The sequence below is a fragment of the Streptomyces sp. NPDC104313 genome (assembly GCF_055583985.1).
The window spans coordinates 765,935-783,963 of sequence record NZ_JBVJMW010000001.1; the positions used below are offsets into that span (position 1 = coordinate 765,935).

At 71.6% G+C, this 18,029-nt stretch carries 11 protein-coding genes and 1 pseudogene; all 12 read right to left on the bottom strand.

The window, feature by feature from the left end; translation table 11 throughout:
- Window positions 1-142 precede the first annotated feature (142 nt).
- The 12 genes and pseudogenes from ACZ60Q_RS03435 to ACZ60Q_RS03490 all read right to left on the bottom strand — a co-directional run bounded on the left by ACZ60Q_RS03435 (window position 143) and on the right by ACZ60Q_RS03490 (window position 18,027).
- Window positions 143-4,381 (bottom strand): Rne/Rng family ribonuclease, encoded by a 4,239-nt coding sequence (locus ACZ60Q_RS03435; protein ID WP_469627649.1) that lies wholly within the window; start codon window positions 4,379-4,381, stop codon window positions 143-145.
- 228 nt (window positions 4,382-4,609) lie between these two features.
- Window positions 4,610-5,392 (bottom strand): TIGR03936 family radical SAM-associated protein, encoded by a 783-nt coding sequence (locus ACZ60Q_RS03440; RefSeq protein WP_469627652.1) that lies wholly within the window; start codon window positions 5,390-5,392, stop codon window positions 4,610-4,612.
- A gap of 124 nt (window positions 5,393-5,516) precedes the next feature.
- A pseudogene (locus tag ACZ60Q_RS03445) lies at window positions 5,517-6,686 on the bottom strand (hypothetical protein).
- A gap of 83 nt (window positions 6,687-6,769) precedes the next feature.
- Complete coding sequence (locus ACZ60Q_RS03450; RefSeq protein ID WP_469627655.1) at window positions 6,770-8,698, bottom strand: TIGR03960 family B12-binding radical SAM protein; 1,929 nt, start codon at window positions 8,696-8,698, stop codon at window positions 6,770-6,772.
- Window positions 8,699-8,758: 60 nt separating this feature from the next.
- Window positions 8,759-10,279, bottom strand: a complete 1,521-nt coding sequence (locus ACZ60Q_RS03455) for a CYTH and CHAD domain-containing protein (RefSeq protein ID WP_469627658.1) — start codon at window positions 10,277-10,279, stop codon at window positions 8,759-8,761.
- 30 nt (window positions 10,280-10,309) lie between these two features.
- On the bottom strand, window positions 10,310-11,503 hold the full coding sequence (gene rodA, locus ACZ60Q_RS03460; protein WP_469627661.1) for a rod shape-determining protein RodA: 1,194 nt from the start codon (window positions 11,501-11,503) through the stop codon (window positions 10,310-10,312).
- Window positions 11,503-13,725: a penicillin-binding protein 2 gene (gene mrdA, locus ACZ60Q_RS03465; protein WP_469627664.1), complete on the bottom strand. Its 2,223-nt coding sequence runs from the start codon at window positions 13,723-13,725 to the stop codon at window positions 11,503-11,505. Before mrdA ends, rodA begins: the two co-directional genes overlap by 1 nt.
- Before the next feature lie 99 nt (window positions 13,726-13,824).
- The gene (gene mreD / locus ACZ60Q_RS03470; RefSeq protein WP_469627667.1) at window positions 13,825-14,490 is read right to left on the bottom strand and encodes a rod shape-determining protein MreD; all 666 of its coding nucleotides are present in this window, start codon (window positions 14,488-14,490) and stop codon (window positions 13,825-13,827) included.
- An 11-nt stretch (window positions 14,491-14,501) separates the two neighbouring features.
- Complete coding sequence (mreC, locus tag ACZ60Q_RS03475; RefSeq protein ID WP_469627670.1) at window positions 14,502-15,551, bottom strand: rod shape-determining protein MreC; 1,050 nt, start codon at window positions 15,549-15,551, stop codon at window positions 14,502-14,504.
- A 191-nt stretch (window positions 15,552-15,742) separates the two neighbouring features.
- Window positions 15,743-16,762 (bottom strand): rod shape-determining protein, encoded by a 1,020-nt coding sequence (locus tag ACZ60Q_RS03480; RefSeq protein WP_015608503.1) that lies wholly within the window; start codon window positions 16,760-16,762, stop codon window positions 15,743-15,745.
- Between the two features lie 288 nt (window positions 16,763-17,050).
- Window positions 17,051-17,464: a nucleoside-diphosphate kinase gene (ndk, locus tag ACZ60Q_RS03485; RefSeq protein ID WP_469627673.1), complete on the bottom strand. Its 414-nt coding sequence runs from the start codon at window positions 17,462-17,464 to the stop codon at window positions 17,051-17,053.
- A 209-nt stretch (window positions 17,465-17,673) separates the two neighbouring features.
- Entirely contained in the window at window positions 17,674-18,027 is a 354-nt protein-coding gene (locus ACZ60Q_RS03490) for a DUF4233 domain-containing protein (RefSeq protein ID WP_469627676.1), read from the bottom strand.
- Between the last annotated feature and the right edge of the window lie 2 nt (window positions 18,028-18,029).

Genomic DNA, 18,029 nt, shown 5'->3' on the forward strand with positions numbered 1-18,029 from the left:
CCGCCGTCACATTATCAGGGATTTCTCGGCCCATTTCGGGCTCGTTAACCGCCACCTGCATCAATTCTGAAACAAAGCAGGTGTCCCGCCCCCATGCGCTCGGAGCGGGACACCTGAAGATGAACAACCGGTTACGGATTCATCAGCCGGCCGACGACTCGCCCTCCACAGAAGGCACCGAAGCCGTTACGGACGGCGACGACTGCTCAGCGGCGACGGTCTTCTTCGTCGTCTTCTTAGCGGCCGTCTTGGCCGTCGTCTTCTTGGCGGCGGTCTTCTTCGCGACGGTCTTCTTAGCGGCTGCCTTCTTCGCCGGTGCCTTCTTGGCCGCGGCCTTGCGGGCCGTCTTCTTCGCAGGCGCCGGTTCCGCGGAATCGGATTCGGATTCCGCCATTCCGGATTCCGCCGCTCCCTCGGCGCCCTGGCCATCGGATTCCGGGGCCTTCGCCTCGGGCGCCGAAGCGACCACGACGACCTCCGCGTCGTCCGACCCGGTGGGCGAGCCCGCCGGTGCGGTGACCTTGCGGGTCACCCGGCGCCGGGCGCGCGGCGGGGCCGCCACGGGGGTCTCGGCCTCGGGGGCCTTCTCCTCCGGGGCCTCGGGGGCCTGCGCCCCGACGGCGGACGCCTCGACGACCGGGTCCTCGACCGCGACCGGGTCCGTACTGGGCTCGGCCGGCCGGACCGGCTCCGCGGGCTCGGCCTGCTTCGGCGAACCCGCCGGAGCGGTCGCCTTACGGGTGGCCCGACGGCGCGGGCGCCCCTGGGGCGCCGCCTCGACCGGAGCCTCGGCGGCCTCCGTGACGGGGGTGTTCGCGACCGGGGCCTCGGCGGGAGCGTCGAGGACCGGCTCGGGCCGGGCCTCGGCAACGGGAGCCTCGACGGCCGGGGCGGGTGCCTCGGCCCTCGGGGCGCCGGCCGGGGCCGACGCCTTGCGGGAGGCCCGGCGGCGGCCACGGCCGCGCGTGGCGGCCGCCTCGGCCTCGGCGGGGCTGCTGTAGAACTCCTCGTCGGCTGCGGCCTCGGGCTCCACGGCCACCGGGGCGGCGACCTCCGCGGCCAGCTCCGCCTCGGTCTCGGCGGGCTCGGCCGCGTGCTCGTCGTGGCTGTGCTCGTGGTCCTGACCGTGCTCGTGGTCCTGGCCCGCGCCACCGCGGCCGCGCTTCTTGGACTTCTTTCCGCCGCCACCGCCGCCGATCGACGTCGGCTGCTCCATGTGGACGATGACGCCGCGCCCGTTGCAGTGGACACAGGTCTCGGAGAAGGACTCCAGCAGACCCTGGCCCACCCGCTTGCGGGTCATCTGGACCAGGCCCAGCGAGGTGACCTCGGCGACCTGGTGCTTGGTCCGGTCGCGGCCCAGACACTCCAGGAGCCGCCGCAGCACCAGATCCCGGTTGGACTCCAGCACCATGTCGATGAAGTCGACGACGACGATGCCGCCGAGGTCGCGCAGCCGCAGCTGGCGCACGATCTCCTCGGCCGCCTCCAGGTTGTTCCTGGTGACGGTCTCCTCCAGGTTGCCGCCCTGGCCGGTGAACTTGCCGGTGTTGACGTCGACGACGATCATCGCCTCGGTCTTGTCGATCACCAGCGAACCGCCGCTGGGCAGGTAGACCTTGCGGTCCAGCGCCTTCATCAGCTGCTCGTCGATGCGGTACGTCGCGAAGACGTCGACCTCGGAGGTCCAACGCGACAGCCGCTCCGTCAGGTCGGGCGCGACGTGCGAGACATAGCCGTGGATGGTCTCCCACGCCTCGTCGCCGCTGACGATGACCTTGGAGAAGTCCTCGTTGAAGATGTCGCGGACGACCCGGACGGTCATGTCCGGCTCGCCGTAGAGCAGCGTCGGCGCGTTGGAGCCGCTGGTGCCCTTCGCCTTCTTCTGGATGTCCTCCCACTGCCCCTGGAGCCGCTCGACGTCACGGCGCAGCTCGTCCTCGCTCGCGCCCTCGGCCGCGGTGCGCACGATGACGCCCGCGTCCTCGGGGACGATCTTCTTGAGGATGGTCTTGAGGCGGGAGCGCTCGGTGTCGGGCAGCTTGCGGCTGATCCCGGTCATCGAGCCCTCGGGCACGTAGACCAGGTAGCGGCCGGGCAGCGAGACCTGGCTCGTCAGCCGCGCGCCCTTGTGGCCGATCGGGTCCTTGGTCACCTGGACCAGGACCGACTGGCCGGACTTGAGCGCGGTCTCGATGCGGCGCGGCCCGTGGGCCATGCCGAGCGCCTCGAAGTTGACCTCACCGGCGTACAGGACGGCGTTGCGGCCCTTGCCGATGTCGACGAAGGCTGCCTCCATGGACGGCAGTACGTTCTGGACCTTGCCCAGGTAGACGTTGCCGACGTAGCTGGTGGCCTGCTCCTTGTTGACGTAGTGCTCGACGAGCACGTTGTCCTCGAGGACGCCGATCTGGGTGCGCTCGCCGCTCTGGCGGACGACCATCACCCGCTCGACGGCCTCGCGGCGGGCGAGGAACTCCGCCTCGGTGATGATCGGGACCCGGCGGCGGCCCTGCTCGCGGCCCTCACGGCGACGCTGCTTCTTGGCCTCCATACGGGTCGAGCCCTTGATGGACTGGACCTCGTCGAAACCGGTGCCCGGCTCGCGCTCCTCCTTCTTGCGGGGCTCGCGGACCTTGACGACCGTACGCTCCGGGTCGTCGGTGGTGCCGTGGCCGGCCTCTGCGGCGGCGTCACCGCTGCGGCGACGGCGACGGCGGCGACGGCGGCTGCTGCTCGACCCGGAGGCCGAGGAGTCGTCGTCCTCGTCGTCCTCGTCGTCGACGGCGGCGGCGTCCGAGGCCTGGTTCCGGCCCCGGTCCTGCTCGTCCTCGGAGCGCGACTCCTCGGCACGGGACGGCGCGGGCGCGTCGTCGGCGTGCTGCTCGTCGTCCATGTCGTTGGCCTCGCCACGACGGCGACGACGGCCGCCACGACGGCGACGGCGTGAGGGGCGGTCGCCGTACTCGTCGGCGTCCTCGCCCTCGTGCTCGTCCGACTCGGTCTCGGCCTCGGGGGCCTCATCGGCCGGCTGCCCGGCGGGCGCCTCCACGGGAGCGGCGGGCTCGGCGGCCTGCTCGGTCCCGTCGGACTCGCCGCGGCGGCGGCGACGGCGACGCGAGCCGCCCTGCGGCGCGGCCTCGGCGGGCGGAGCGCTCTGCTCGACCTCGGCGCTCTGCTGCTCCTCGGCCTCATCGGTCTCGTCGGGCGCCGAGGGGGGACCCGCCGCGGCGGCGGCAGCCGCGGTCTCGGGGGTCTGGAACATCGGCTCGGCGAAGACCGGGGCCTGGAAGACGGCTACGGCGGGGCGCGTCGCACGCCGTCCCCTACGGGTCGGCTCGTCGGTCTTGGCGGTGAACTCGGGGCGACCGGCGGCGGCGGTGGCCCGGCGGCGCTGGCGTCCGCGCGGGGCGGCCTCCTCGACCTCCTCCACCTCGGCGGCGAGCTCCTCGGCGACGGCGGCCGGCAGGCTCTCGACGGCCTCGGCGGGGGTCTCGACGGGCTCGGCGGCGGCCGGCTGCGGCGTACCGGCGGGCGCGGACGCCTTGCGGGACGCGCGGCGACGGGTGCGCGGGGCCGGGGTCTCCTCCACGGCCTCCGTCTCGGCGACGGGGGCCTCGGCGGCGGGCGTCGGCTCGGTCACCGTCCCGGCGACGGGCGCGGTGGCGCCCGGCGTACCGGCCGGGGCCGAAGCACGGCGGCGGGCACGGCCGCGAGGGGCCTCGACGGACGCCGGCTCGGCGACCTCGACCACGGTGGCGGGCTCGGCGGCGGCAGCCGTCTCGACCACGACGGCGGTCTCCGGGGCGCCCGCGGGGGCGGTGGCCTTGCGGGAGGCGCGACGGCGGCGGGGCGCCGGGGGCTCCTCGACCACCTCGACGACGGCCTCGGCCTCTTCCTCGGGCTCCTCGGCGGACGCGGCCGGGGTCTCGACGACCGCGGCGGGGGCCTCGGCGGCCTCCGGCGCACCGGCCGGGGCGGTCGCCTTGCGGACCGCGCGGCGGCGGGCGCGCGGCGCGGGTGCGGCGGGCTCCTCGTCGGCGGCGGCCGGTGCGGGGGCCTCGGCGACCGGGGCGGGGTCGGTGTTCTCCACCGGCTCCGGGGCTCCGGCGGGCGCGGTGGCCTTACGCACGGCGCGACGGCGCGTACGGGCGGGCGGGGCGGTCTCGGCGACCGTATCCCCGGGCGTGTCGTCCGCGGCCGGGGCGGCGGACCCATCGGCCGGTATGGCCGGCGTGACGTCCTCGGCGGGGGCCACGGCTCCGCCGGGCGGGCCCGCCGGGCGGGAAGCGGCGCGGCGCCTGCGGCGCGGCGGCAGCTTGTCGCCGGGGGTGTTCTCTTCGTTGTTCCCGGTCGTACCGGGTTCGTTCGGCTGAGGCATGCGGGCGGTTCTCCCGTCGTGCTCCCGGGCGCCGCGTCTGATTCCGGTCCGGCACGGTCCGCAGTGGTGCGATACCGCCGTCCGGGGCGCGGGCGCCGCACGGGAACTGATGTCTGGCTCGCCGGTTCCGTACGCGGTGTGCGTACGGCCTGGCGAAAGTCTTGTGGGTCAGTGCGCGGCCCGACCCAGGTGGCTCCCGAGTCGGAGGGCTGCGCTACAACGACCGCCTTACGCGGAACCCGCACCTTCCGGCGCCGTCGCGACGGCTGCCCCGGCGACCGCGGAATGTGCGGTCGGGGCGGCCTCGCGGTCGGGCGCGAGAGGGTCGGTCACCGTGCCGGACTCCTCGTCGAAGAGCCCCTGCGCCAGCCTGGTCACCGCTGCGGGGACCGGCGGCGCCAGGTCGGCCACAGCTCGGAGACCGGACAGGACGTCGTCGGGTCGCACGGCAGGTGTCACGTGCCGAACAACCAGGCGCAGTATCGCACAGGGCCGCTCGCCCGGCCTATCGGCCGGAGCGTCGACGACCCGCAGGTCGGCGACGGCGGCACGGGCGTCGAACGTCCGGATGCCGTTCTTCGCCTTGCGCTGGACCTCCACGGTCTCCGCGTCGTTGAAGGCGGCCACGGCCGTACGGACGTCCTCGGGATCGACGCCGTCCAGGCGCATCTCCCAGACGGACGCGGTGAGCCGTTCGGCCAGGCCCGAGGTGCGGGCCTCCACCGCGTCGATGATGTCGAGGCCGTCCGGCATCGACTCGTCGAGCAGTCCGCGCAGGATCGCGGGGTCCCGCGTCTCGGTGAGGGCGATCTCCAGGAACTCCGCCTCACTGCCCGTGCCGGTGGGTGCGGCATTGGCGTAGGAGACCTTGGGGTGGGGGGTGAAGCCCGCCGAGTACGCCATGGGCACCTCGGAGCGGCGCAGTGCCCGCTCGAAGGCCCGCTGGAAGTCCCGGTGGCTGGTGAACCGGAGGCGGCCGCGCTTGGTGTAGCGCAGGCGGATGCGCTGCACTGCCGGTGCGGGCGGCGGGCCTTCGGGCTGTCGCTTGCCCAGTGGTTCTTCTCCTCGGTGCGGGGCGGGCGCGGTGGCGCGCCGCCCACGAAAAAATCGGGTGGCCCCCGGGTGCCGCTCCGGCTCACCCCCGCTCGACGAGTTTCTCGCCGGGCAGAGGGGTCTCGGACGCCTGCGCCGCGCTGGGGACAGTCGTTGTACCACCCAGAGTACGCGCAGGGATCCCCAGCGGTTCCCGGGGCCGTGCGCCGGCCGTGGAGCCGACCAGCGCCCGTCAGGCGTCACGGCGCGCCTGACGCACGGTTTCCCGGGCGGACGCGAGGGCCGCGCGGGCGGCCCGGCCCGCCTCGGCGGCTCCGCGCCGGGCGGGGGCCCACACGGAGTCGCGCAGAAAGTGGCCGACGGGGGCGCACACGGTGCGGTACGCCCAGGAGACGGGCGCGCCGATCAGGTGCCACGCGAGCCAGGCGATGGCTCGGCCGACGGCCCGGGAGACGTAGCCGGCGATCCGCCAGGCGACCTCGAAGGCGGCGGCGATCTCCCGGCCGATCGGGGCGAGGATCCGGCGGTACGTCCAGGAGACGGGGGCGACGAGCAGTGTCATGACCAGCCAGGCGACCGCGAGGCCCAGACCACGTCCGGTGGCCGCGACCCCCCGCCACACCTGGTCCAGCACCCAGGCCGTGCCGAGGCCGAGTGGGGTGAGGACGTTCCCGTACAGCCACATCACCGGCACGACCAGTCCGTAACGCACCACCGGAACGATCACGTACTGCCACAGACCCGCCATCGGCCGGACGAGCAGCACGGTGATCAGCCAGGCCAGACCGGTTCCGAGACCGCGCGCCGCCGGGGCCAGCAGGGCGGCGGCGATCCATCGCAGGCCGTGGCCCAGCGGAGTGAGGACGGCCCCGTACAGCCAGAGCGCCGGCACGGCGATCCCGTAGCGGGCGACGGGGACGACCACGTACCGCCACAGGCCGATCCAGGGCCGGACCAGCAGGGCGACGGCCAGCCAGGAGGCGGCCCTGCCCAGGGGGGTGAGGACCCAGGTGTACAGCCAGGTCAGCGGGGTCAGTACGAGGGTGTCGAGGAGCCACGCCAGGGCCCGGCCCAGCGGGCGCAGCAGGACACGGTCGGCGGCGTGCCACAGCGCGGTGAGCACGTCCCAGATCATGCGGACGGGCAAGACGAGCACCAGGACCACGATCCGCACCGGGATCCTGATCAGCCTGGTCGACACGCTTTCGCCGGGCTCGTACCCCTGAGGGGTCTGGTGCTTGCCGTGGTCCATGTGGTCAAGGACGCGTCAGGCCCGGTCCGGGGTTGCCGGCCGGGCCTGACGTCACCGTGTCGTCACACGGAACGCGCGAGGGGCTACTTGTTCACGACGCTGAGCGGCAGGAGCTTCTTGCCGGTCGGGCCGATCTGGATGTCCAGGTCGAGCTGTGGGCAGACGCCGCAGTCGAAGCAGGGGGTCCAGCGGCAGTCCTCGACCTCGGTCTCGTCGAGTGCGTCCTGCCAGTCCTCCCAGAGCCAGTCCTTGTCCAGACCGGAGTCGAGGTGGTCCCAGGGCAGGACCTCCTCGTAGGTGCGCTCGCGGGTGGTGTACCAGTCGACGTCGACCCCGAACTCGGGCAGCGCCTTCTCGGCGGAGTTCATCCAGAGGTCGTAGCTGAAGTGCTCGCGCCAGCCGTCGAACCGGCCGCCGGACTCGTAGACCGAGCGGATGACGGAGCCGACGCGGCGGTCGCCGCGCGAGAGGAGTCCCTCGACGATGCCGGGCTTGCCGTCGTGGTAGCGGAAGCCGATGGACCGGCCGTATTTCTTGTCGCCGCGGATCTTGTCGCGGAGCTTCTTCAGCCGGGCGTCGGTGTCCTCGACGCTGAGCTGCGGGGCCCACTGGAAGGGGGTGTGCGGCTTGGGCACGAAGCCGCCGATGGAGACCGTGGCGCGGATGTCGTTCTGCCCGGAGACCTCCCGGCCCTTGGCGATCACGTTGACCGCCATGTCGCCGATCTGGAGGACGTCCTCGTCGGTCTCGGTGGGCAGGCCGCACATGAAGTACAGCTTCACCTGGCGCCAGCCGTTGCCGTACGCCGTGGCGACCGTCCGGATCAGGTCCTCCTCCGAGACCATCTTGTTGATGACCTTGCGCATGCGCTCGGAGCCGCCCTCGGGGGCGAAGGTGAGGCCGGAGCGGCGGCCGTTGCGGGTCAGCTCGTTGGCCAGGTCGACGTTGAACGCGTCGACGCGGGTCGAGGGCAGCGAGAGGCCGACCTTGTCCTCGGTGTAGCGGTCGGCGAGACCCTTGGCGATGTCGCCGATCTCGCTGTGGTCGGCGGAGGAGAGCGAGAGCAGGCCGACCTCCTCGAAGCCGGTCGCCTTGAGACCCTTCTCGACCATCTCGCCGATGCCGGTGATGCTTCGCTCCCGCACGGGGCGCGTGATCATGCCGGCCTGGCAGAAGCGGCAGCCGCGGGTGCAGCCGCGGAAGATCTCCACGGACATCCGCTCGTGCACGGTCTCCGCGAGCGGGACGAGCGGCTGCTTGGGGTAGGGCCACTCGTCGAGGTCCATCACCGTGTGCTTGGAGACCCGCCACGGCACGCCGGACCGGTTGGGCACGACGCGGCCGATCCGGCCGTCGGGGAGGTATTCGACGTCGTAGAAGCGCGGAACGTAGACGCCACCGGTCCTCGACAGCCGGAAGAGCACCTCGTCACGGCCGCCGGGGCGGCCCTCGGCCTTCCAGGCGCGGATGATCTCGGTGATCTCCAGGACGGCCTGCTCGCCGTCGCCGAGGACCGCGCAGTCGATGAAGTCCGCGATCGGCTCGGGGTTGAACGCGGCGTGGCCGCCCGCGAGGACGATCGGGTGGTCCAGGTCACGGTCCTTGGACTCCAGCGGGATGCCGGCGAGGTCCAGGGCGGTGAGCATGTTGGTGTAGCCCAGCTCCGTGGAGAAGCTCAGCCCGAAGACGTCGAACGCGCCGACGGGGCGGTGGCTGTCCACGGTGAACTGCGGCACGTTGTGCTCGCGCATCAGCTCTTCGAGGTCCGGCCAGACGCTGTACGTGCGCTCGGCGAGGACGCCTTCGCGCTCGTTGAGCACCTCGTAGAGGATCATGACGCCCTGGTTGGGGAGTCCGACCTCGTATGCGTCGGGGTACATGAGGGTCCAGCGGACGTCGCAGCTGTCCCACTCCTTGACGGTGGAGTTCAGCTCACCGCCGACGTACTGGATGGGCTTCTGCACATGCGGGAGCAGAGCTTCGAGCTGTGGGAAGACCGATGCGGCAGACATCTCGCGAACCTTCGTGAGCCGGCAGGGGTGACCATCCAGCCTACCCCGGCACTCAGCGCCTCAGTTCCGCGCGCGGTCCGGGGCCGACGCGCGGGCCCAGACCGTGGGCAGTTCGCGCTCCCGGGCCTCGGCGACGGCCTCTTCCCGCCCGTACAGAAGCCCCCAGGTGAACGCGGTCTCCCCCGCCGCGTGCGACTGGATCGCGAGGGTGCGCAGGGCCTCGCGGGCGACGACGCTGTCCTGGTGGTCGCCGAGGACGGTCTGCACGTCCTTCACGCGTTGAGCGAGGCGCTTGGCGGGCTTGCCGAGCGCGGGCCGGGCCGCCTCGGCCGCGTACCGGGCGCGTTTGGCGGCCTTGCGGGCCTCGTGCAGGGCAGCGTCGCGCTCCGGGCCGGGCGGCTGTCCGAGCGCGTGGCCGACACGGGTGGCGAGGCGCTCGTAGTCCTTGAGCACCGCCCGGTGAAGGGCCTTTTCGGGCGCGCGGCCGGCGGCGGGGCGCAGCGGCGGGTCGGCGCTCAGCGCGTCGAGGGCGTCCAGGAGGTCCAGATACCGCTGCCCGTCCAGTACGTCGATGATCCTGCGGCGCGATCCGGTGCGGCGGGCGGCCGACCAGGCGCGGAGGCGGCCGCGCACCGGGCCGAGGGTCAGGGCGGCGGGCAGGGACTCGACGCTGGTGCCGAGGCGCTCGTCCAGGACCTCCTGGTCGCGGTCGAGGCCCAGTTCGGCGGCGAGCCACTTGAGCTCCGCGCCGAGGGGGTCGGTGACCTCGCGGTCGAGGAGCCTGCGGTGGGTCCTGAAGGTGCTGCGCAGCCTGCGGGTGGCGACGCGCATCCTGTGCACGGAGTCGGGGAGGTCGCGGCGGACGGCGGGGTCGAGGTCGACGATCGTCCGGATCTGTTCGCGTACGTAGGCCAGGACGTGGTCGCCCGCGGTCCGGGGCCCGTCCGGTGCCGGGGGCCTCTTCCTCTCATGTGCGGGAGCCGTCTCGGCCAGGGCGCGGGCGAGCTTGGAGGCGGATTTCGCGGGGTGCACCCCGGCCTTGCGCAGCCGTTTCTCGACGGCGTCCAGGATCGTGGGGTCGCCGTCGTCGGCCAGCTCCACCTCGATCTCGGTCCAGGCCGCCGTGGTGCCGGTGCCCTCCCCCGCGAGCCGCTCGGCGCGGACCCGGTCGACGCTGACCTCGGCGAGGAGGGTGCCGTCGGCGGCGGTGAGGTGGTGGACGTCGCGGGCGGAGAGCAGCCGGACGACGGGGGCGATCTCCGTGTGGCGGACCCGGGAGCGCAGGAGGGCGGCCAGCGGGGGCGGCAGGGTGTCGGCGAGCGGCTCGTGGATCTCGTCACGGATGCCGGTGGCGACGGGGAACTTCAGGTGCCAGCCCTCGTCGGCCCCGCCGGTCCTGCGGCGCAGGGTGAGGGCGTCGGCCGCGAGACGGAGATCGGCGGTGTCGTAGTAGACGGCGTCGAGCTCGGTCAGGCCGCGGTGGGCCGTCCGGTCGACCCCGGCCGCCCGGGTCAGGTCGGGCAGCCGGGTGTCGTCGGTGGCTTCGTACTTCCGCTCGATCTCGCGCTTGGTGTCCGCCATGTACGGACACCTACCCGCGACCGGCCGGGTTCAGGCGGACATCGGCCGTTGCACCCGGATCGACTGGAGCAGTCCGATGGCCACCCAGACGGCGAACATCGAGGACCCTCCGTAGGAGACGAAGGGCAGGGGCAGCCCGGCGACCGGCATGATGCCGAGCGTCATGCCGATGTTCTCGAAGGACTGGAAGGCGAACCAGGCGATGATCCCGGCGGCGACGACCGTGCCGTACAGCTCGGTGGTCTCGCGGGCGATCCGGCAGGCGCGCCACAGGACGACGCCGAGGAGCACGATGATCAGACCCGCGCCGAGGAAGCCCAGTTCCTCGCCGGCGACGGTGAAGACGAAGTCGGTCTGCTGCTCGGGCACGAACTGACCGGTGGTCTGGGTGCCTTCGAAGAGCCCGGTGCCGGTGAGTCCGCCGGAGCCGATCGCGATGCGGGCCTGGTTGGTGTTGTAGCCGACGCCCGCCGGGTCGAGCGCGGGGTTGGCGAAGGCGGCGAAGCGGGCGATCTGGTAGTCGTCGAGCAGGCCGAGCTGCCAGACGGAGACGGCTCCGGCCGCGCCCGCGCCGAGGAGGCCGAAGACCCAGCGGTTGGAGGCGCCGGAGGCCAGCAGGATGCCGAGGACGATGACGGCCATGACCATCACCGAGCCGAGGTCCGGCATGAGCATGACGATGCCCATGGGGATGGCCGCGAGGCCCAGAGCCTTGGCGACGGTCCGGTGGTCGGGGTGGGCCTGGTCGCCCGCGTCGACGCGGGCCGCCAGCAGCATCGCCATCACGAGAATGATGGTGATCTTGGTGAACTCGGAGGGCTGGATCGAGAAGCCCGCGGGGAGTTTGATCCACGCGTGGGCGCCGTTGACCGTGGTGCCGAGCGGGGTGAGGACCGCCAGGACCAGCAGCACCGAGATGCCGTAGAGGACCGGGACGGCCCCGCGCAGCGTGCGGTGGCCGAGCCAGATCGTGCCGATCATCAGGGCGAGGCCGATGCCGGTGTTGAGGGCGTGCCTCAGGAGGAAGAAGTACGGGTCGCCCTGGGTGAGGTGGTCGCGGTTGCGGGTCGCGGACCATACGAGCAGCGCGCCGAGGAACGAGAGCGCGAGCGCGGCCCCGAGCAGCGGCCAGTCCAGCCGCCGTACGAGGGAGTCGCGGGCGGTCAGCTTGGCCCAGGAGCCCTGTTCGGGGGCGTATCGGGAGACGGAGAATCCACCTGCCATCAGGGCTGCCTCCCGTTCGACGCGGGCGATCCGGTGAGTCCTGGCTGGCCCGCGGGTTGCAGGGGCAGTTGGGGTTCCTGTCCGCCCGGCTGCTCTTGCGGCGTGACCGGAGTGGGGTCGTAGGGCTTGACCTTCGGCGCGTAGATCGAACCGTCGGGCTGGACCTTCGGCAGCGCCTTCTGGGGCTTCGGGAGCAAGGCCCTCTTCTTGTCCTGGTTGCCCTCGGCGTCGAGGCCGTAGAGCGCGTCATAGATCTTGCGGACGGCGGGCCCGGCGGAGCCGGAGCCGGTGCCGCCCTGGGAGATCGTCATGACGATCGTGTAGTCGTCGGTGTAGGTCGCGAACCAGCCGGTGGTCTGCTTGCCGTACACCTGGGCGGTACCGGTCTTGGCGCGCATCGGGATCTTGTCCTGCGGCCAGCCGCCGAACCGCCAGGCGGCGGTGCCGCCGGGCTCGACCACCGAGCGCAGCCCCTTGTCGAGGTCCTTGATGGTCTGGGCGTTGACCGGCAGCTTGCCGGCGGCCTTGGGCTCGATCTCCTGGACGCTCTTGCCGTCGGGGCTGATCACGGCCTTGCCGACGGTGGGCTCGTGGAGGGTGCCGCCGTTGCTGATCGCGGCGTAGGCGGTAGCCATCTGGATCGGGGTGACGAGCACGTCACCCTGGCCGATCGCGTAGTTGATGCTGTCGTAGGCCTTGAGCTGGTTGCCTTCGAGGCAGCTCTCGTAAGCGATCTGCTGGACGTAGGTGCCGCCCTTCTTGCCCTCCTTGCACCAGGCGTTCTTGTTGGCCTTCCAGAAGTCCTGCTTCCACTTTCGGTCCGGGATGCGGCCCTTGACCTCGTTGGGCAGGTCGACGCCGGTCTCGGCGCCGAGACCGAAGTCACGGGCGGTGCGGTAGAACCAGTTCTTGGCGTCCTTCTTCGGCTTTATGCCGCCGTCACGCGCCCACTCCTCGTGGCCGAGACGGTAGAAGACGGTGTTGCAGGAGTACTTGAGCGCGTCGCCGAGGGTGATGGGGCCGTGGCCCTGGGACTCGAAGTTCGCGAAGGTCTGGTTGCCGAGGCTGTAGGAGCTGCTGCACTCGTAGAGGTCGTCGAAGGCGTGGCCGCCACGCACGGCGGCGCTCGCCGACACCACCTTGAAGATCGAGCCGGCGGGTGCCTGGCCCTGGATGCCCCGGTTGAGCAGCGGGTAGTTGGACTTCTTGCTGGTGAGCTTGGCGTACTGCTTGCCGGAGATGCCGCCGACCCAGTCGTTGGGGTCGTAGTCGGGCTGGGAGGCCATCGACACGACACGGCCGGTCTTGGACTCCATGACGACGACGGCGCCGGAGTCGGCCTCGTACTTACGGCCGGTGATCTTGTCGGTCTCCTGGCGGACGGTCTTCATCGCCTGGGCCAGCTCGTACTCGGCCACCGCCTGGACGCGGGCGTCGAGGCTGGTGACGAGGGTGGAGCCGGACACCGCCGGGTCGTTCTCCGCCTCGCCCATGACGCGGCCGAGGTTGTCGACCTCGTAGCGGGTGACGCCTGCCTTGCCGCGCAGCTCCTTGTCGTAGGTGCGCTCCAGTCCGGAGCGGCCGACCTGGTCGGAGCGGAGGTAGGGCGACGGGCCGTCCTGCGCCTTCTGGATCTCGTCGTCGGTGACGGGCGAGAGGTAGCCGAGGACCTGTGCGGTCTTCGCCTTGCCGGGTGCGGCGTAGCGGCGTACGGGGGTGGGTTCGGCGGTGATGCCGGGGAAGTCCTCGGCGCGCTCGCGGATCTGGAGGGCCTGCTGGGTGGTGGCCTCGTCGGTGACCGGGATCGGCTGGTAGGGCGATCCGTTCCAGCAGGGCTGGGGGGTCTTGGCGTCGCAGAGGCGGACCTTGTCCCGGACGTCCTGGGCCTTCATGTCCAGGACGTCGGCGAGCCGGGTGAGGACGCCGATGCCGTCGTCCTTCATCTTCAGGAGCTCGGTGCGGCTCGCGGAGACGACGAGGCGGGTCTCGTTGTCGGCGAGCGGCACGCCGCGGGCGTCGAGGATCGAGCCGCGCACGGCGGGCTTGACGACCTGCTGCACACCGTTGCCCGCGGCTTCGGCGGTGTACTCGTCGCCGTTGCGGATCTGGAGGTACCACAGGCGGCCGCCGAGGGTGAGCAGCAGCGAGAAGACGAGGACCTGGATGACGATGAGCCGGATCTGGACCCGCTGGGTCCGCCCGGTCTCGGGAATGTTGCTCACGCGGTGCCCCCTGTGGTGGTCCTGCTGGGGGTACGGGGGTCGTCCCCCGGGAAGTAGAGCCTCACGGAGCGCCCCCGGCCTCCTCGGTCGCGTACGGCTTCACAGTCGCTTGACCCCCTTGATCCTGCCCGCGCGGGCGGCGCGGTTGCGGGCGGCCTTGACGCGCAGCCCACCGCGCTGATTGCCGATCCGCAGGCCGGTGCCCGAGGCGAGCCAGCCCGCGGCGACGTCGTTGCCGCCGGAGGAGGCCTCGGCGAACGGGTCGTTCTCGGTGCGTCTGGCCAGCGCCATGATGAGCGGCACCGTGAAGGGCGCCAGCAGCAGGTCGTAGATCGCGGCCGTGAACAGCAGGCTGCCCAGGCCCACATGGCGGGCGGCGGTGTCGCCGACGAGTGCGCCGACGCCCGCGTACAGCAGGGTCGAGCCGATCGCGGCGGCGACGACCACGGCCATCGGGGCGAAGGCCGACTTCAGCTGCCCGTTCTCCGGCCGGGCCAGGCCCGCGAGGTAGCCGATGACGCAGAGCACCAGGGCGTAGCGCCCGACGGCGTGGTCGGCGGGCGGGGCGAGGTCCGCGAGGAGGCCCGCGCCGAAGCCGATGAGGGAGCCGCTGACCGGCCCGTACACGAAGGCAAGTCCGAGGACGGTGAGGAGCAGCAGGTCGGGGACGGCCCCGGGGAGCTGGAGGCGGGCGAGGACGGAGACCTGGACGACGAGGGCGACGACGACCAGGACGATCGAGAGCAGAGTCCGGTTGATGCGCATGGGGATCAGCTCTACTCCTGGTCGTTGGCCGCGTTGTCGGGTTGGGTGTTGCCCTGCTGGTCGCCTGCCGCGTCACCGGCGGCGTCGCCGCCCGGCTGCTCGTTGATGTTGCCGACGACCTTGCCGGAGCCGTCCACCAGGTCCCCGTTGGGCTGGACCGTGACGGTGACCGTGGGGGTCGGCTTCGGCTTCGTCTTGACGGGCTGCTTGGGCAGGACCGTGTCCCGCGGGTCCTCGCGGGGAGCCTGGACGACGACGCCGACGATGTCGAGCTTGGTGAACCCGACGTAGGGCTTCACGTAGACGGTCCGGGTCAGCGCGCCGCCGGAGGGGTCGACGCGGACGACCTCGCCGACCGGCACGCCGGGCACGAAGGGCTTGTCCTTGCTGGAGCCGAAGGTGACCAGCCGGTCGCCGGCCTTCACCTTGGCCTTGCCGTTGAGGAACTGCACCGACAGCGGGCGCGAGCCCTGGCCGGTGGCGAAGCCGAGCTCGTCGGTCTTCTCCATCCGGGTGCCGACGGTGAAGTCCGGGTCGTTGGCGAGCAGGACCGTCGCGGTGTCGGGGCCGACGGTGGTGACCCGGCCGACCAGCCCCTCCCCATTGAGGACGGTCATGTCGCGGCGGATGCCGTCGCCCGCCCCGGCGTCGATGGTGACCGTCCAGGAGAAGCCCTGGGCCGCGCCTATGGCGATGACCTCGGCGCCCTTGATGCCGTACTGTCCGGCGCCCGCGTTCTTCAGCATGGCGTCGAGCTGGCGGACCCGGCTGTTGGTGCGGTCGTCGCTGCCGAGCTTGGCCTTCAGCGCGGCGTTCTCCTGCTCCAGGGCGGAGATCCGGTCGTGCCGGTTGCCGGAGTCCCGTACCGCGCCTATGGCGTTGCCCACCGGGTCGACCGCTGCCGCCACGCCGTTCTCTACCGGCCCGAAGACGGTGGCCGCGGCCTGCCGCGCGCCGTCCACCGGTGACTCCTCGCCGCCTCGGATATCCACCGTGATCAGGGCGAATGCGATGGCGATCAGCAGCACCAGGAGCAGCCGGCTCTCTCGTGTGTCCCTCACGTGCGGCGGCCGTGCCTTCCTCGTCGGAATGTTCGTGCCTTTTTGTACGTCGCTGTACGTGTGTCCGGGCCGATGTGTCTCCGCGCCGGTACAGGTACAACAACGATCTATATCAACGATCCGGCGGGCGGAGCGTCAGCGTCCGCTCGCCGGATCGGGTGATGTCCCCGGAGGGACACCCCGGACGTGCTCTAGCGTCGGGGCTGGGCGTCCAGCACCTGCTGGAGCGCCTCGAACTCCTCGACGCACTTGCCGGAGCCGAGCGCCACCGAGTCCAGCGGGTCCTCGGCGATGTGGATCGGCATGCCCGTCTCGTGGCGCAGCCGCTCGTCAAGACCGCGCAGCAGCGCGCCGCCGCCGGTGAGGACGATGCCTCGGTCCATGATGTCGCCGGACAGCTCGGGCGGGCACTTGTCGAGTGTCGTCTTCACGGCGTCGACGATCGCGTTGACCGGTTCCTCGATGGCCTTGCGGACCTCGGCGGCCGAGATGACGACCGTCTTGGGCAGCCCGGAGACCAGGTCGCGGCCGCGGATCTCGGTGTGCTCGTCCTTCTCCAGGTCGAACGCCGAACCGATGGTGATCTTGATCTGTTCGGCGGTCCGCTCACCGAGGAGGAGCGAGTACTCCTTCTTGATGTGCTGGATGATCGCGTTGTCCAGCTCGTCACCGGCGGTGCGGATCGACTGGGCGGTGACGATGCCGCCGAGCGAGATCACGGCGACCTCGGTGGTGCCGCCGCCGATGTCGACGACCATGTTCCCGGTGGCCTCGTGGACCGGCAGGCCGGAGCCGATGGCCGCGGCCATCGGCTCTTCGATGATGTGCACCTGGCGCGCGCCGGCCTGCGTGGACGCCTCGATGACGGCGCGGCGCTCGACCCCGGTGATACCGGAGGGCACACAGACGACGACCCGGGGGCGGGCCAGGTAGCGACGCTTGTGGATCTTGAGGATGAAGTAGCGGAGCATCCGCTCGGTGATCTCGAAGTCGGCGATCACGCCGTCCTTCAGGGGCCGCACGGCAACGATGTTGCCCGGCGTGCGCCCGATCATCTTCTTGGCCTCGGAGCCGACCGCCAGAATTCCGCCGGTGTTGGTGTTGATGGCCACGACGGACGGCTCGTTCAGAACGATGCCGCGCCCCCTGACGTACACCAGCGTGTTGGCAGTCCCGAGGTCGATAGCCATGTCACGGCCGATGAACGACATTGAGTTCCCCTTGTTCCCCATGAGGATGCGTCGGGCCTTCCCAGGTAGCGAAGATGGCTTGTTCTGGTAGGCGAGGTTGGCGCTGCGGGCGTGGAAGCTTCCATCGTAGTGCCGTATGCACGGACACAACGCGAGGGTCCTTCGCCATGGTGAGCGGAACGGGTGCCCGTTCTACCCATGGTGACGTCGCGTCGAAGGGATGCGTTCCCGCGATCCCAAACCCTATGCCGAGGGGCGACCGAATTACTTCGGTCGCCCCTCGCGTACAGCGCTGTTTGGCCGATCGGGTCAGGAAAGTCCCGGAAAGAAAAGCTTCAGTTCTCGCTCTGCGGACTCCTCGGAGTCCGAGGCGTGGATGAGGTTCTCGCGGGTGATCGTGCCGAAGTCACCACGGATGGACCCGGGCGCGGCGGCGATCGGGTCGGTGGGGCCGGCCAGGGCGCGGACGCCCTCGATGACCCGCTCACCTTCGGCCACCAGGGCGACGACGGGGCCGGACTTCATGAACTCCATGAGCGGCTCGTAGAACGGGCGGCCCTTGTGCTCGCCGTAGTGCTGCTCCAGAGTCTCCTCGTCCAGGGTGCGCAGCTCCAGCGCGGTGATCCGCCAGTTCGCCTTGCGCTCGATGCGGCCGACGATCTCGCCGATCAGGCCACGGCGGACCGCGTCGGGCTTGAGCAGGACGAGAGTGCGCTGAGTCATGTACGGCTCCTTGCAAGGCCAGGCATACGGGTGCGGTGAGGGCGAGATTACAGGGGTTCGGGGGCGGGTCTGCGCCCGGGTTCACCCAGGGTCACCTTTGGGCCCCGGATTTCCGGGGCCCAAAGGGCGAGCCGGTCGTGTCGGGCGGGCCAGGCACGATCCGGACAGGCGGACGGCCGGGATCCGGACGGGAGGCCCGGCTCAGGGCCTCAGGCCGCGGCCTCTTCGGCTTCCTGCCGGGCGGCCCAGTCGGCCTTGGCCTCGTCGATCTTGCGCCCGTAGTGGATCGAGGCCCACCACAGACCGCCGAAGGCCAGGCCCAGGACGAACATCGTCGGCACCACGAACCCGCTCAGGACCAGCGCGACCTGGAGCGCCCAGCCCAACTGGACGCCGCCGGGCCGGGTGATCATTCCGCACAGCAGCACGGAGAGGACCATGCCGATGCCGCACACCGTCCAGACCACGGCCATGGAGGCGTCGTCCAGCTTCATCGCGACGAGACCGGCGAAGCCGATCACGAAGAACTCGCCGATCAGCGTCGAGGCGCAGAGCGTCCGCATCC

Bases quoted from the DNA above. Each gene is read 5' to 3' on its own strand.
- ACZ60Q_RS03490 (WP_469627676.1), bottom strand. From the start codon at position 18,027: ATGCGGACGCTCTGCGCCTCGACGCTGATCGGCGAGTTCTTCGTGATC.
- rodA (WP_469627661.1), bottom strand. From the start codon at position 11,503: ATGGCAGGTGGATTCTCCGTCTCCCGATACGCCCCCGAACAGGGCTCC.
- ACZ60Q_RS03450 (WP_469627655.1), bottom strand. From the start codon at position 8,698: ATGTCTGCCGCATCGGTCTTCCCACAGCTCGAAGCTCTGCTCCCGCAT.
- ACZ60Q_RS03480 (WP_015608503.1), bottom strand. From the start codon at position 16,762: ATGTCGTTCATCGGCCGTGACATGGCTATCGACCTCGGGACTGCCAAC.
- mreD (WP_469627667.1), bottom strand. From the start codon at position 14,490: ATGCGCATCAACCGGACTCTGCTCTCGATCGTCCTGGTCGTCGTCGCC.
- ACZ60Q_RS03455 (WP_469627658.1), bottom strand. From the start codon at position 10,279: ATGGCGGACACCAAGCGCGAGATCGAGCGGAAGTACGAAGCCACCGAC.
- ACZ60Q_RS03435 (WP_469627649.1), bottom strand. From the start codon at position 4,381: ATGCCTCAGCCGAACGAACCCGGTACGACCGGGAACAACGAAGAGAAC.
- ndk (WP_469627673.1), bottom strand. From the start codon at position 17,464: ATGACTCAGCGCACTCTCGTCCTGCTCAAGCCCGACGCGGTCCGCCGT.